The sequence below is a fragment of the gamma proteobacterium symbiont of Lampromicra miyakona genome (genome assembly GCF_059730895.1).
Window position 1 is genome coordinate 3,155,794 of sequence record NZ_AP035932.1, and the last position, 14,944, is coordinate 3,170,737.

Here is a 14,944-nt window from a genome sequence, read left to right on the forward strand (position 1 = left end):
AATTCCTTTCATCAGAAATGCTGTGGTTTCTGAATACATTGCGCCTGCGGCAAACGCCGGTAACCTCACCGGATGACATCGAAACAATGTCGGGCCGTAAAACGCGAGCGAGCGACTATACCATTTTCACCCTGAGCGAACAAATAGCGCCACCATCAACCGGCTAAACGAAAGCGCGGCAGCAACGCCGTGGCCCGCACGCGTGCGATCCGATCAATCTCCATCACGTCATCCACGCTGCACGGCTCCTGACACTGCAGGGTTGCCAGCACTTCACTGTTGATGGCCGCGATATCGGTAAAGCGAATCTGATGCTGCAGAAATGCCGCTACCGCGACTTCATTGGCTGCGTTCAGCGTGGTGGTGGCCGCCTGTCCGGTTGCGCATGCATCGATTGCCAGCTTCAGGCAGGGATAGCGTTCGTAGTCCGGCTCAGCAAACGTCAGCGCCTTCATTCGGGTGAAATCAAGCGGCGTTACGCCTGCGGTAATACGTGCCGGCCAGGCCATGCTGTGGGCGATTGGCGTGCGCATATCGGGTGAACCCAGCTGTGCCAGCACGCTACCATCGCAGTATCGCACCATGGAGTGAATCACCGACTGCGGATGCAGGATGACCTCCATTTGTGCGTCGGTGGCGTTAAACAGCCAGCGGGCTTCAATGTATTCAAGACCTTTATTCATCATGGTGGCCGAATCAACGGAGATTTTACGCCCCATTGACCAGTTCGGATGCGCACAGGCCTGATCTGGCGTCATAGCGGCCAGCTCGGCTAATGGCGTGTCACGAAAAGGACCACCCGATCCCGTAAGGAGAATCGACTCGATGCCATTCTCCCGCAGATCAGCGTACCCCAACTGATGCTGTATGGAAGCGGGCAAACTCTGAAAAATGGCGTTGTGCTCGCTGTCGACCGGCAGCAGCTGCGCCTGATGCTGGCGTACCGCCTCCATAAACAAACGGCCGCATGTGACAAGCGATTCTTTATTGGCAAGCAGGACGGTTTTGCCGGCACGAATGGCGGCCAGCGTCGGTTGTAAACCGGAAGCGCCCACAATGGCGGCCATCACCTGATCGACCTTATCCAGCGCGGCCAGTTCGCAGGCGGCCTGAACGCCGGAGAGCACTTCCGTATCGATGTTGAGTGCTTTCAGTCGTTCACGCAGCGTCGCAGCGGAAGCGTCGTCGGACATCGCCGCGTAGCGCGGTTTAAATTGCTGACACTGTTCGGCCATCAGCGCCACATTTTGACCTGCCACCAGCGCAGTCACCTGATAGCGTTCAGGATGCGCCGCCACTACCGCCAGCGTGCTGGTGCCAATTGAGCCGGTCGAACCCAGCAGAGTTAATCGCTTCATGGTGCTGTCCCTGTGAAGTCGTGGTGCGCGCCCGCGCGTACGCCGGGCACAATGTAAAACGCCGCCAGAGTCGTACTACGTCTCTGAACGGCGTTTTGTCAGGCAAATGACGGAATCAGAATTCCATCAGTTCCTTCTCTTTCTCGGCCAGCGCCGCATCAACGTGCTTGATGCGAACGTCGGTCATTTTCTGGATCTCGTCCTGCGAGCGACGTTCGTCGTCTTCGCTGATCTCTTTGTCTTTCAGCAGCGCCTTGATCTTGTCGTTCGCGTCACGGCGCACGTTGCGCACGGAAACACGGCCCTGCTCGGCTTCGCCACGCACAACCTTGATCAGATCTTTACGACGCTCTTCGGTCAGCGCAGGCAGTGGAACACGAATGTCGCTACCGGCTGAGCTTGGGTTGAGGCCGAGGTCAGAAGCCATGATGGCTTTCTCGACTGCCGGACCCATTGAGCGATCGAACACGTTGATTTTCAGCGTGCGTGAATCTTCAACGGTGACGCTGGCCAGCTGACGCAGCGGCGTTGGCGTACCGTAATATTCCACAACGATGCCGTCGAGCAGTGAAGGCGAAGCACGACCGGTGCGCACTTTGCTGATGGTGTTTTTGAATGCTTCCACGCATTTGTCCATGCGCGTTTCAGCATCTTTTTTAATATCGTTAATCACGTTGAAACCCTTGGATTCGGTTTGACCTGGCCACTTCCGGACGCAGCGGAACGGAAACGGTATCGATAAACATCGATCATCCTGAATGCTGCGCGACAGCAGTGCAGCGCGCCAACAGAATATACCTTATTTTATCCTGCGTCGGGTATTAATGCGTAATCAGGGTGCCTTCTTTTTCACCCATCACTACGCGACGCAGCGCGCCAGGCTTGTTCATATTGAAGACGCGGATCGGCAGTTGATGGTCGCGCGCCAGCGTAAAGGCGGCCAGATCCATCACTTTCAGCTCTTTTTCCAGCACTTCACCGTAGGTCAGCTGTTCATACAGCGTGGCATCCGGATTTTTCACCGGGTCGGCTGAGTAGACGCCGTCGACCTTGGTAGCTTTCAGTACCACGTCCGCTTCGATTTCGATGCCGCGCAGGCAGGCCGCTGAGTCGGTGGTAAAGAACGGGTTGCCGGTACCGGCAGAGAAGATCACCACGCGGTTATTGCGCAGCAGGCTGATGGCTTCTGCCCAGCTGTAGTTATCACACACGCCGTTCAGCGGAATCGCCGACATCAGGCGCGCGTTGACGTACGCACGATGCAGTGCGTCACGCATTGCCAGGCCGTTCATCACGGTCGCCAGCATCCCCATGTGGTCGCCGACCACGCGGTTCATGCCTGCCTGCGCCAGACCCGCGCCACGGAACAGGTTACCGCCACCAATTACCACACCCACCTGAATGCCCAGCTCAACCAGCTCTTTCACCTCTTGCGCCATACGGTCAAGCACGCTCGCGTCGATACCAAAACCTTCGGCACCCTGCAGTGCTTCGCCGCTCAGTTTCAGTAAGATACGTTGATATACAGGTTTTGCGTTGGTCGCCATGGTCAATTCTTCCTGGAAGATAAGATGAATGAGAAGTTAAATCCGATCGATCATCCGCTTAGCGCGTGAGAAAAGCTATTGGGATGAGACTGAAAATTGCTGCGCCAAAACGCAGACAAAAAAGAACCGCCTCTCGGCGGTTCCTGCAAACCATTAAGACTGTTTGGACATGGCAGCAACTTCGGCTGCAAAGTCAGATTCAACTTTCTCAATGCCTTCGCCCACTTCGAAGCGGATGAAGTTGATCACGTCAGCGCCCTGCTCTTTCAGCGCCTGGCCAACGGTTTTGCTTGGGTCGATAACGAAAGCCTGACCGGTCAGAGAGACTTCGCCGGTGAATTTCTTCATGCGGCCTTCAACCATCTTCTCTGCGATCTCTTTTGGCTTGCCAGACTGCATCGCGATGTCCAGCTGAACCTGGTACTCTTTCTCAACCACGTCAGCAGAAACGTCTTCTGGTTTAACGAATTCAGGCTTGCTCGCTGCAACGTGCATCGCGATCTGCTTGATCAGATCTTCGTTAGCGCCTTTCGCTGAAACCAGAACGCCGATGCGCGCGCCGTGCAGGTAGCTACCCAGCTCTGCGCCTTCGAGGACAGCAACACGACGGATGTTGATGTTCTCACCGATTTTCGCAACCAGTGCCACGCGCTCTTCTTCGAACTGCGCTTTCAGAACTTCCACATCAGTCACTTTACCGGCAGCAGCAGCGTCCAGCACTTTGTCAGCAAAGGCCTGGAAACCGGCATCTTTTGCCACGAAGTCAGTCTGGCAGTTCACTTCCAGAATCACGCCATAGTCGCCAGCGATTTTGGTTTTGATCACGCCGTCAGCAGCCACGTTGCCTGCTTTCTTAGCAGCTTTGATCGCACCAGACTTACGCATGTTCTCGATCGCCAGCTCAATGTCGCCGTTCGCTTCGGTCAGCGCTTTTTTGCAGTCCATCATGCCTGCGCCAGTACGCTCGCGCAGTTCTTTTACCAGTGCAGCGGTAATTTCAGCCATTCCAGAATCCTCGATTCGTCTCGCAGTGCTTTCACACTGTCAGAAACTTGTTGCGGAAAATTTACTTGCCCCGCCAGCCCGAACAGGGTGCGTGACTAAGTGAGATAAATAAAGGGGCCTTCACGGCCCCTTAACAGATCACATCTGATGTCTAAGGGCTCTCAGAAAGAGCGAACCTTATTAAGCTTCAGCAGCTTCTTCAGCCTGCTCAGCCAGGTCCTGTGAACGGCCTTCGCGCACGGTAGTGGCAACGGCAGTCAGGTACAGGCTTACAGCACGGATCGCATCGTCGTTACCTGGGATAACGAAATCAACGCCGTCTGGATCAGAGTTAGTATCAACGATAGCAAATACCGGGATACCCAGGTTGTTTGCTTCTTTGATTGCGATGTGTTCGTGGTCAGCGTCAACAACGAACAGTGCATCCGGCAGACCGCCCATATCTTTGATACCGCCCAGGCTGTTTTCCAGCTTGGCCAGCTCACGAGCACGCATCAGTGCTTCTTTCTTGGTCAGTTTGTCGAAAGTACCGTCCTGAGACTGAGTTTCCAGATCTTTCAGGCGTTTGATTGACTGACGAACGGTTTTCCAGTTGGTCAGCATACCACCCAGCCAGCGGTGGTTAACGAAGAACTGGTCGCAGCTCAGTGCAGACTCTTTTACCGCTTCGGCAGCAGCGCGCTTGGTACCAACAAACAGAATCTTACCTTTACGGGAAGAGATCTTGTTCAGCTCAGCCAGGGCTTCGTTGAACATTGGTACGGTTTTCTCAAGATTGATGATGTGAACTTTGTTACGCGCACCGAAAATGAATGGCTTCATTTTTGGGTTCCAGTAACGGGTCTGGTGACCGAAGTGAACACCAGCCTTGAGCATGTCGCGCATGGAAACAGTTGCCATGATTACCTCTAAAAGTTTGTTTGGGGTTGGGCCTCCATGTATCCCATACAACCGACCTCTTACGAGGCACCCCGGCGTACGTGTCGATACATGTGTGTTTTAGTACACATAATGAGATTTATGCGTTTCCTGCCCTCTCATACGAGGTGACAGAGAATCGTCGGCGCGCTTTATACCACAATGCGCAGGAATACGCCAACAGTTGTTAGCATGAGCGGCAGGCTGTAATCCCGATTTGGCAGCCCATTTGCTGACTGCTAACATGACTGCCACAGAACTCATTATTGTCGAAAATTGCGGCGATTGCGGATTATTTAATGGCCATTTCAATCAAAACCCCAGAAGAAATCGAAAAAATGCGCGTGGCGGGCCGTCTGGCTGCAGAAGTGCTGGAGATGATCGCTCCACACGTCGTGCCGGGCGTCACCACCGGCGAGCTTGACCGTCTGTGCCACCAGCACATCACCGAAAAGCAGCAGGCCATTTCAGCCTGTCTCGGCTACCACGGCTTCCCGAAATCGGTGTGTATTTCGGTCAACGAAGTGGTATGTCACGGTATTCCCAGCGACGATCGCGTGCTGAAAGACGGGGATATCGTTAACGTCGACGTCACGGTGATCAAAGATGAGTACCATGGCGATACGTCAAAGATGTTCATCGTCGGCAAACCGACGATTCAGGGTGAGCGCCTGTGCCGGGTTACGCAGGAGAGCCTGTACATTGCGCTGCGTCTGGTGAAGCCGGGCATTCGCCTGCGTGAACTGGGCCGGGCGATTCAGAAATACGTGGAAGCTCAGGATTTTTCCGTGGTGCGCGAGTATTGCGGACACGGCATCGGTAAAGGTTTCCATGAAGAGCCGCAGGTGCTGCATTACGATGCCGACGACAGCGGCGTGGTGCTGCAGGCTGGCATGACGTTTACCGTCGAACCGATGGTAAACGCCGGTGATTATCGCATCCGCACCATGAAAGATGGCTGGACGGTGAAAACCAAAGATCGCAGCTTGTCCGCACAGTATGAGCATACTATTGTGGTGACGGAAAACGGCTGTGAAATCCTGACGCTGCGCGCCGACGACACTATTCCAGCGGTGCTGGAAAACAACGCGTAACGCTCGTCATCAGGATAACAGGCCGGCTCAAAACGAACGCCTGTCAGTTTAGGTTCACCATCCCTGCACCTCCCGTAGCGGCGCCATCAGTTGCGCGTTAACCCGCGCCGCTACTACGGTGATGTCACGGACGGAGGCTAACTGAACGGCATCACGGCGTTAAGCCCGCTTTTTATGGCGCAGAAGAGGCATGTTGATGAGTGGTAGCGTGACCGAAGCAGTACACAAAGGCCTGACCGATTCCCCCGCCAGCTGGCCAGACGACGCGCTGACGCGCGACAAACTCAAACAGTATCTTGAACAGTTCCAGCAGCATCTGGGCAGCGCTTTTGACGCCGGCAGCGATATCGAATCGCTGATTGATGCGCGCACGCTGTTTATCGATCGCCTGCTGCGCCGGCTGTGGCGGCTGTTTGGCTTTGACCAGATGAAAGAGATCGCGCTGGTGGCGGTGGGCGGCTATGGCCGCGGCGAGCTGCATCCGCTGTCGGACATCGACGTGCTGATCCTGAGCCGCCAGCCACTGGACGAAGCTGCCGCGCAGCGCACCTCAGAATTACTGACGCTGATGTGGGATCTCAAGCTGGAGGTCGGCCACAGCGTACGCACGCTGGAAGAGTGTCTGCTGGAGGGCTTGTCGGATCTCACCGTCGCCACCAACCTGATTGAGTCTCGCATGCTGACCGGCGACGTGGCGCTGTTTCTCGAACTGCAAAAGAATATCTTCAGCGACGGTTTCTGGCCGTCGTCATGCTTCTTCGCCGCCAAAATTGAGGAGCAGCTGGAACGCCATCAGCGTTATCACGGCACCAGCTACAACCTCGAACCGGATATCAAAAGCAGCCCGGGCGGGCTGCGCGACATTCATACTCTGCAGTGGGTCGCGCGCCGCCACTTTGGCGCCACCACCATGGATGAGATGGTCGGTTTTGGCTTTCTCACTGAAGCAGAGCGCAATGAGATCAATGAGTGCCAGGAATTTCTCTGGCGCATCCGTTTCGCGCTGCACCTGACGCTGCCGCGCTACGATAACCGCTTACTGTTCGATCGCCAGCTCAACGTGGCACAGCGCCTCAACTATGGCGGCGAAGGCAATGAGCCGGTTGAGCGCATGATGAAGGATTTCTATCGCGTCACGCGCCGTATCGGCGAGCTGAACCAGATGCTGCTGCAGCTGTTTGACGAAGCCATTCTGGCGCTGTCGACCACCGAGAAGCCGCGCAGCATCGATGAGGATTTTCAGCTGCGCGGTAATCTGATCGACCTGCGCGATCCCACGCTGTTTGAGCGCGAGCCGCAGGCGATTCTGCGCATGTTTTACGTGATGGTGCGTAACGAAACCATCACCGGCATCTATTCCACCACGCTGCGCCAGCTGCGCTACGCCCGCCGTCATCTGCAACAGCCGCTGTGTCAGATCCCCGAAGCGCGCCGCACCTTTATGGCGATTCTGCGCCATCCAGGCGCGGTAAAGCGCGCGCTGCTGCCGATGCATCGCCACAGCGTACTGTGGGCCTATACGCCGCTGTGGGGCAACATTGTCGGCCAGATGCAGTTCGACCTGTTTCACGCCTACACCGTGGATGAGCACACCATCCGCGTGTTGCAGAAGCTGGAAAGTTTTGCCGACGAAGCCACGCGCCCGATGCACCCGCTGTGCGTCGAGCTGTGGCCGCGTCTGCCGCAGCCGGAGCTGCTGCTGATGGCCGCGCTGCTGCACGATATCGCCAAAGGGCGCGGTGGTGACCACTCGATTCTCGGCGCGCAGGATGCGCTGGACTTTGCTGAGCTGCATGGCCTCAATTCGCGCGAAATGCAGCTGGTGGCGTGGCTGGTGCGTCATCACCTGCTGATGTCGGTGACTGCTCAGCGTCGCGACATTCAGGATCCCACGGTGATTCAGCAGTTTGCTGAAGTGATGCAAAATGAAAACCGGCTGCGCTATCTGGCCTGCCTGACAGTTGCCGACATCTGCGCTACCAATGAAAGCCTGTGGAACAGCTGGAAACAGAGCCTGCTACGTGAACTGTTCTTCGCCACCGAAAAACAGCTGCGACGCGGTATGGAGAACAGCCCGGATCTGCGCGAGCGCGTGCGTCATCACCGGCTGCAGGCACTGGCGCTGCTGCGCATGGAAAATCTCAACGAAGAGCGCCTGCACCATATCTGGAGCCGCTGCCGCGCCGACTACTTCCTGCGCCATACGCCCAACCAGCTGGCGTGGCACGCGCGGCATCTGATCAATCATGACCTCAGCAAACCGCTGGTGCTGGTAAGCCCGCAGGCCACGCGCGGCGGCACCGAGATCTTCATCTGGAGCCCGGATCGCCCTTACCTGTTTGCCGCCGTAGCCGGAGAGCTCGATCGCCGTAATCTGAGCGTGCACGATGCGCAGATCTTTACCAGCCGCGACGGCATGGCCATGGACACCTTTATTGTGCTGGAGCCGGACGGCAGTCCGCTGGCAGCAGATCGCCATCCGCTGATTATTCAGGCGCTGGAGCAGGCGATCACGCAAACGCAGTGGGTGCCACCGCGTACGCGCCGGCCGTCGTCACGTCTGAAACACTTCAGCGTCGATACCGAAGTCAACTTTTTGCCCACCCATACCGACCGCCGCAGCTATCTGGAGCTGGTGGCGCTGGACCAGCCCGGTTTGCTGGCGCGCGTCGGCGAAGTGTTTGCTGACCTCGGTGTTTCGCTGCACGGCGCCCGCATCAGTACCATCGGCGAACGGGTGGAGGATTTGTTCATCCTTGCCAACAGCGAACGACGTGCGCTGGATGCCGAAATGCGTTCCGTGCTGCAACAACGGTTGACAGAGGTACTTAATCCAAACGATAAAATGTGACCCGGCTTCCATTCTTCACGTTGCCGATGCATTGGCCTGGTGACACGGCCCATCCGTGGATCTCGCTCGGATAGGCGCGCCACCGTTCTGCAGCATGAAGGATGTTTGCCCGATAATTTTACTCTGCACGCCAGCTGGCGTGCATCCGCAATGACAGACTCAGGAATTAAATATGCAACAGTTACAGAGCGTTATCGAATCTGCCTTTGAACGCCGCGCCGACATTACGCCGACCAGCGTAGACAGCGCCACCCGTGAAGCGATCAACCAGGTGATTGGCCTGCTGGACAGCGGTGAACTGCGCGTGTCAGAAAAGATCAACGGCGAATGGGTAACGCATCAGTGGCTGAAAAAAGCGGTACTGCTGTCGTTCCGTATCAACGACAACCAGGTGATCGACGGGGCAGAAACCCGCTTCTACGACAAAGTGCCGATGAAATTTGCCGGCTGGGATGAAGCGCGCTTTAAAAGCGCCGGCTTCCGCGTCGTGCCACCGGCCGCAGTGCGTCAGGGTGCATTCATCGCGCGCAACACCGTGCTGATGCCGTCCTATGTCAACATCGGTGCGTATGTCGATGAAGGCACCATGGTTGATACCTGGGCCACCGTCGGCTCCTGTGCGCAGATTGGTAAAAACGTGCATCTGTCCGGCGGCGTCGGCATCGGCGGCGTACTGGAACCGCTGCAGGCCAATCCAACCATCATCGAAGATAACTGCTTTATCGGTGCCCGTTCTGAGATCGTTGAAGGCGTGATCGTCGAAGAAGGCTCGGTGATCTCCATGGGCGTTTACATCGGCCAGAGCACCAAAATTTATGACCGCGAAACCGGTGAAGTGCACTACGGTCGCGTACCGGCGGGTTCGGTGGTGGTTTCCGGTAACCTGCCGTCTAAAGATGGCAGCTACAGCCTGTACTGTGCGGTGATCGTGAAGAAAGTTGACGCGAAAACGCTGGCAAAAACCGGCATCAACGAACTGCTGCGTACCATCGATTAAGTTTTTTCTTCCCGCTTATTTTTATAGCCACGGGCCTGTATTCAGGCCCGTCATTTTTTCTTTACACTTCTACCGCTATTACCTGTTTCGCGCCGCGAATTAACAGGTGCGTTTGTTTTTCAAACAGGTCATAATCCGCGCCAGTTAACTCCGGTCGCGCACTGTTCATCCCGGTTTTTGTGTCTACAGTTGATTAAGTATGCCGTAAGCGTTCGGTTCGTTGCGCTTATTACGCAGCCGAATGATGATGATAATCCTGCGCGCTCACTCACTCTCAGATGGAATATAAACGCTATGTACGACAACCTGAAAAGCTTAGGTATCAGCAATCCTGAAGACATTGACCGCTACAGCCTGCGTCAGGAAGCCAACAACGACATCCTGAAAATCTACTTCCGTAAAGACAAGGGCGAGTTCTTCGCCAAAAGCGTGAAGTTTAAATACCCGCGTCAGCGCAAAACCGTGGTGGCCGATCACACCACCCAGGGTTATAAAGAGATTCAGGAAATCAGCCCTAACCTGCGCTACGTGATCGACGAACTGGATCAGATCTGCCAGCGCGATCAGGTAGAGGTGGATCTGAAGCGCAAAATCCTCGCCGATCTGCGCCATCTGGAGAACGTGGTGTCGAACAAAATCGCGGAAATCGAATCCGATCTCGATCAGCTGACCCGCAACGGTCGCTAATTCCCGCCGCTTCTCAGGCCAGCCGCTGCTGGCCTTTTTTATGCCTGCTCATCAAGCTGCAGCGCCACATACAGCAGCAGCCGATCGTCAAAGTTCGCCAGGTTAAGGCCGGTCAGTTCCGAGATGCGGTTCAGGCGGTACTCCAGCGTATTGCGATGAATAAACAGCGCGCGCGCCGTGGCGCTCGGCTGCACGTTGTGGCTGAACCACGCAACCAGCGTCCGCCGCAGCAAACCGTTATTGTCCATACTCTTCAGCTTTGCCAGCGGACGTGCCAGCTCGCTGGCCTGCCAGCCGCCGCGCAGGCTATCCAGCAGCACTGGCAGCACCAGATCCTGATAGAAGAAGCTCCGCTGCTGCGGCATGCGCTGTTTGCCCACCATCATGGTGGTGCGGGCGGTGCGGTAAGAGCGCGCAATGCTGCCGGGCCCGGTAAAGAAATTGCCGAGCGCGATACGCATCCGCACCTGACCGCTCTCTTTCATGCGCTGCAGCAGTTGATCGACGCGGCGGCGATGATCGTCCTGATCGTAACGGCCATGGGCATTCAGCGCTGGCTTCAGCACCACCATTTCGGTGAGCGAAACAATGGCGATCAGGTTATCGCGATCGGGCGTGGTCAGCAGCGTCTGTAATTGCTGCAGTTCCGACATTGCGCTGTCGACCCCCAGCTGTCCGCTGTCCACTTCCACCACCGCCACCACACGCGGCTGATTGAGATCGATGCCCAGTCGCTGCGCCCATTCGTTCAGCGCTGGCGACAGCGTATCGCTGCGGATCAGGTTCAGCACCAGCTCCTCACGCAGGCGGCTGTCCTGCGCCAGCATATGCAGCAGGCGCGCCTGTTCCAGCATCATCTCTGCCGTCATGCACACCAGCTCGCCGTAGTGGCGTAGCGTGCTGGGCTGGCCGGTGAGGCCAATCACGCCGACGATGTCGCCGTCAATGCGCAGCGGCAAATTGATGCCCGGCCGCACGCCGTGCAGGTGTTTAGCCACCGCTTCGTCAATATCAACCACCCTGCCCTGTGACAGCACCAGCAGCGCGCCCTCGTGCAATTCGCCAATACGCTCGCGATCGCCACTGCCAATAATGCGGCCGCGCGCATCCATCACATTGACATTGCTATCGATAATTTTCATGGTGCGGGCAACGATATCCTGAGCCAGTCGCGCATCAAGATGATAGGTGGCCATCAAACACTCCAGAATTCGGGACGAACCGACAGAATACGCATCCCGATTGCCCCTGGCATTGTGCAACTGCACATAGCCGCAGGGTGATTACCGGAATTGCGGCAGCGGTCACACTGGGAAGGCACAGATGACTGAGGACGCAGCAGCATACAGGCAATAAAAAAGGCGAGCCGAAGCTCGCCTGAGAGACCAATAAAAGGATTACTGCATCAGCAGATAGAGGCTGCTGTCGCCGCGCTTGACGTTGAGCGCCAGCACCGACGGTTTGGTGTCGAGGATTTTACGCAACTCGCCAAGGTTGCTTACCGCCTGCTGGTTCACACCGAGGATCACATCGCCTTTCTTCAGGCCGATACGTGCCGCAGCGCTGCCGGCTTTCACGCTGTCAACGCGCACGCCCTTCTGGCCGTTGCTGTCGACGTTGCTGAGATCGGCGCCTTCAATGCCGGTGTAAATCGTCGCGGACTGCACTTTATCCTGTGAGCTCTGCTGCAGCTCAACCGTCACGTTGAGCGGTTTGCCATCGCGCAGCAGACCCAGCTGCAGTTTGGTGCCGACCGGCAGCGAGCCGACTTCTGCACGCAGCGCCGCAAAGCTGGTCAGCGCTTTACCGTTCATGGAAACCACCACATCGCCCGCTTTCACACCGGCTTTCGCCGCCGCGGAGTTTGGCAGCACCTGGCTGACAAAGGCGCCACGCTGCGCATCCACTTTCATCGCTTTAGCCAGCTCGGAGTTGAGCTCGGTGCCCATAATGCCCAGCTCGCCGCGTTTCACCTGGCCATACTCCACCATCTGCGCGGTCAGGTTTTTCACCATGGAACTCGGGATGGCAAAGCCGATACCGATGTTGCCGCCGTCCGGTGCGAGGATCGCGGTGTTAATACCGATCAGCTCGCCGTTCAGGTTAACCAGCGCACCGCCGGAGTTGCCGCGGTTGATGGCGGCATCGGTCTGGATAAAGTTTTCGTAATTTTCGACGTTAAGGCCGCTGCGCCCCAGCGCTGAGACGATGCCGGACGTGACCGTTTCGCCCAGGCCGTACGGGTTACCGATGGCCACGGTGTAATCACCGACGCGCAGATTGTCGGAGTCTGCGATCTTAATTGCCGTCAGGTTTTTCGCATCCTGCAGCTGGATCAGCGCGATGTCAGACTGCGGATCTTTGCCGATGACCTTAGCATCGTAGCGACGGCCATCGCTCAGCTGTACCTGAATTTTGGTGGCGTTATCTACCACGTGGTTGTTGGTAACCACATAGCCTTTGTCGGCGTTGATGATTACCCCAGAACCCAGCGCGCGGAACTGCTGCTTCTGCGCGTTGGCGCCATCGTCGCTACCGTCACCGCCGCCGCCCTGGCACATGGGTGAACCCTGGAACGGCGATCCGTCCTGACAGAACGGGGAATTATCGCCAAAGAATTGCTGGAACTGCTGCGGCATGCGCGGGGTTTTCACCGTGGTACTGCCTTCCACGCTGATACTGACCACGGAAGGCATCACTTTTTCCAGCATGGGTGCCAGGCTGGGCAGTTGCTGACTGGAGGAAGACGCTGTCTCCGCCGCGAAAACACTGACAGGGCTTAACGCCATGCCCAGACTAAGCGCCAGCGCACTTAACATTAATGTGCTTTTTTTCATTCGTCTGTGTCTCTCTGAAATTAACGTGCAGACCATTGCTGTGGTCGTGATGATGAGATTAAGTTTTTAGCGCGAAGTTCCTGATAAAGTATTGGGCAAAGGTAAAAATTTATTCTTCGTCTTTACAAAACTGCGCTTATTCCACCGCCATCAACCGACGATACTCATCCCAGGCGTAATTGTCCGTCATCCCGCTGATATAGTCCTGAATCAGCCGCGAGCGATAATAACGTTCCCATAACAATTGCTGATATTTATGCTGCACCACCAGGTTACGCATCTGTTGCTGATAAGCTTTACGATGTTTACCGGAAAGTTTATGAAACAGTCGGGTTTCGATCGGATGTTTCGCGAGAAAATCCTCATTCATTAACGTGGTAAACTGTTCATAATCGAGCTGCATCAGCGACTGATAAATTTCCAGTAATCCTTTAATGACCCGATAACCCTGTAATTCCAGCTGCTCAACTTCAGGGTGATTAAACACCTGCTGGCGCGCCACGGTTTTAAATAATTTTAACAGGCGCCCTTCATCACCGTCGTCTTCCAGCAGCGCATGGTTAAAGTTGCCGGCAAAAATGGCAGGTAAATTATCAACAAAGCGGCGCACCGCATGGCTGACCAGTACACTCTGGACGTTGACCCGCAGCGACATGAAAAATTGATCGCTAATACTGCGGCGCTTTTTCTGATTGGCCTCTTTCCACGCTTCATTAATGGTGCGGCTGAACGCGTCGCCGGGTTTCACCGGGCCCCAGGCGTTGAGCAAAGAATGATAGAGCGTATCGACGGTGAAGATATCTTTTTCTACGGCGTCATCAAGGTCGGCAATACAATAGGAGATATCGTCAGCCGCTTCCATTATCCAGGTCAGCGGATAACGGTGGTGCTCAGGTATATCCGTTGCCGCGCGAAGATCGGCCACATATTCACGTTCGGATAAATAGAAACCCGGCTTTTTCATTAACACGCTGAACTCCGCCGGCTTATCGCCCTGCCACCACGCCGGCGCGGTGTATTTTAAAATACACGCTACCTGCGCATAGCTAAGATTTAGCTGCAGCAGGGTATGCACCAGCCGAATGGCCTGCGCATTCCCTTCGAAATGGCACAAATCCTGACGAATCATTGCATTTAACCGGTCGAAATCGGCACGCTGCGCGTCATCCGCCACGCCCGCCACCAGCGGATCCACCAGTTCGGCCGGCAGGTTGTCATCAAACCAGTCATTGATCGCCGCTTCACCAAAATGGCCAAACGGCGGGTTGCCGACGTCGTGCAGCAGGCAGGCCATCTCCACCAGGCTCTCGACCGCGCCCTCAAAGCCATCGAGGCCGTATGCTGCCAGCCCGCCGCCCTGGGTTTTCAGCGTATGCAGAATCTCTTTGGTGATGTAACGTCCGGTTTGCTGCACCTCAAGCGAATGGGTCAGGCGCGAGCGCACGGCCGCATTCCGCTCCAGCGGAAACACCTGGGTTTTTTGTTGCAGACGGCGAATCGCGGCAGAATTAATAATGCGTCCACGATCGCTTTCAAAGTGGCGGGTAATAAGGTATTCGCCTTCGGGATCTTTGCGGCTGGTATAAGGGCGGGTGAAACTGATCTTCTTCCTGAAATTGATCGTCGCCATTGTTACCCCTTATTTTTTCC

At 56.1% G+C, this 14,944-nt stretch carries 12 protein-coding genes; 4 read left to right on the top strand and 8 right to left on the bottom strand.

Features of this window, described 5'->3' with window-relative positions; all coding sequences use genetic code 11:
• Window positions 1-155: 155 nt before the first annotated feature.
• The 5 genes from ispC to rpsB all read right to left on the bottom strand — a co-directional run bounded on the left by ispC (window position 156) and on the right by rpsB (window position 4,810).
• Window positions 156-1,358: a 1-deoxy-D-xylulose-5-phosphate reductoisomerase gene (gene ispC, locus AC6I8P_RS14880; RefSeq protein ID WP_498030697.1), complete on the bottom strand. Its 1,203-nt coding sequence runs from the start codon at window positions 1,356-1,358 to the stop codon at window positions 156-158.
• A 115-nt stretch (window positions 1,359-1,473) separates the two neighbouring features.
• Window positions 1,474-2,031, bottom strand: coding sequence for a ribosome recycling factor (gene frr, locus AC6I8P_RS14885; RefSeq protein ID WP_021507488.1), 558 nt, complete (start codon window positions 2,029-2,031; stop codon window positions 1,474-1,476).
• Between the two features lie 148 nt (window positions 2,032-2,179).
• Entirely contained in the window at window positions 2,180-2,905 is a 726-nt protein-coding gene (gene pyrH / locus AC6I8P_RS14890) for a UMP kinase (RefSeq protein WP_010616191.1), read from the bottom strand.
• Window positions 2,906-3,058: 153 nt separating this feature from the next.
• Window positions 3,059-3,910 (bottom strand): translation elongation factor Ts, encoded by an 852-nt coding sequence (gene tsf, locus AC6I8P_RS14895; protein WP_021507489.1) that lies wholly within the window; start codon window positions 3,908-3,910, stop codon window positions 3,059-3,061.
• Window positions 3,911-4,090: 180 nt separating this feature from the next.
• Window positions 4,091-4,810, bottom strand: a complete 720-nt coding sequence (gene rpsB / locus AC6I8P_RS14900) for a 30S ribosomal protein S2 (protein ID WP_031279692.1) — start codon at window positions 4,808-4,810, stop codon at window positions 4,091-4,093.
• Window positions 4,811-5,127: 317 nt separating this feature from the next.
• On the opposite strand from rpsB, the gene map reads away from it, so the two are divergent.
• From map to AC6I8P_RS14920, 4 genes are all read left to right on the top strand, one after another.
• Window positions 5,128-5,922 carry a type I methionyl aminopeptidase gene (map, locus tag AC6I8P_RS14905; RefSeq protein WP_021507491.1) on the top strand — a complete coding sequence of 265 codons (795 nt, stop codon included), beginning with the start codon at window positions 5,128-5,130 and terminating at the stop codon, window positions 5,920-5,922.
• A gap of 196 nt (window positions 5,923-6,118) precedes the next feature.
• On the top strand, window positions 6,119-8,773 hold the full coding sequence (glnD, locus tag AC6I8P_RS14910) for a bifunctional uridylyltransferase/uridylyl-removing protein GlnD (RefSeq protein ID WP_498027363.1): 2,655 nt from the start codon (window positions 6,119-6,121) through the stop codon (window positions 8,771-8,773).
• 172 nt (window positions 8,774-8,945) lie between these two features.
• Window positions 8,946-9,770 (top strand): 2,3,4,5-tetrahydropyridine-2,6-dicarboxylate N-succinyltransferase, encoded by an 825-nt coding sequence (gene dapD, locus AC6I8P_RS14915; protein WP_021507493.1) that lies wholly within the window; start codon window positions 8,946-8,948, stop codon window positions 9,768-9,770.
• 294 nt (window positions 9,771-10,064) lie between these two features.
• The gene (locus AC6I8P_RS14920) at window positions 10,065-10,457 is read left to right on the top strand and encodes a DUF3461 family protein (RefSeq protein WP_010616197.1); all 393 of its coding nucleotides are present in this window, start codon (window positions 10,065-10,067) and stop codon (window positions 10,455-10,457) included.
• Between the two features lie 38 nt (window positions 10,458-10,495).
• Here AC6I8P_RS14920 and AC6I8P_RS14925 read toward each other — a convergent pair whose 3' ends face one another.
• The 3 genes from AC6I8P_RS14925 to dgt form a co-directional block, all read right to left on the bottom strand.
• On the bottom strand, window positions 10,496-11,653 hold the full coding sequence (locus tag AC6I8P_RS14925; protein WP_021507495.1) for a CdaR family transcriptional regulator: 1,158 nt from the start codon (window positions 11,651-11,653) through the stop codon (window positions 10,496-10,498).
• A gap of 201 nt (window positions 11,654-11,854) precedes the next feature.
• Complete coding sequence (degP, locus tag AC6I8P_RS14930; protein ID WP_058759526.1) at window positions 11,855-13,294, bottom strand: serine endoprotease DegP; 1,440 nt, start codon at window positions 13,292-13,294, stop codon at window positions 11,855-11,857.
• Between the two features lie 136 nt (window positions 13,295-13,430).
• On the bottom strand, window positions 13,431-14,924 hold the full coding sequence (gene dgt / locus AC6I8P_RS14935) for a dGTPase (protein ID WP_498030698.1): 1,494 nt from the start codon (window positions 14,922-14,924) through the stop codon (window positions 13,431-13,433).
• Window positions 14,925-14,944 lie beyond the last annotated feature (20 nt).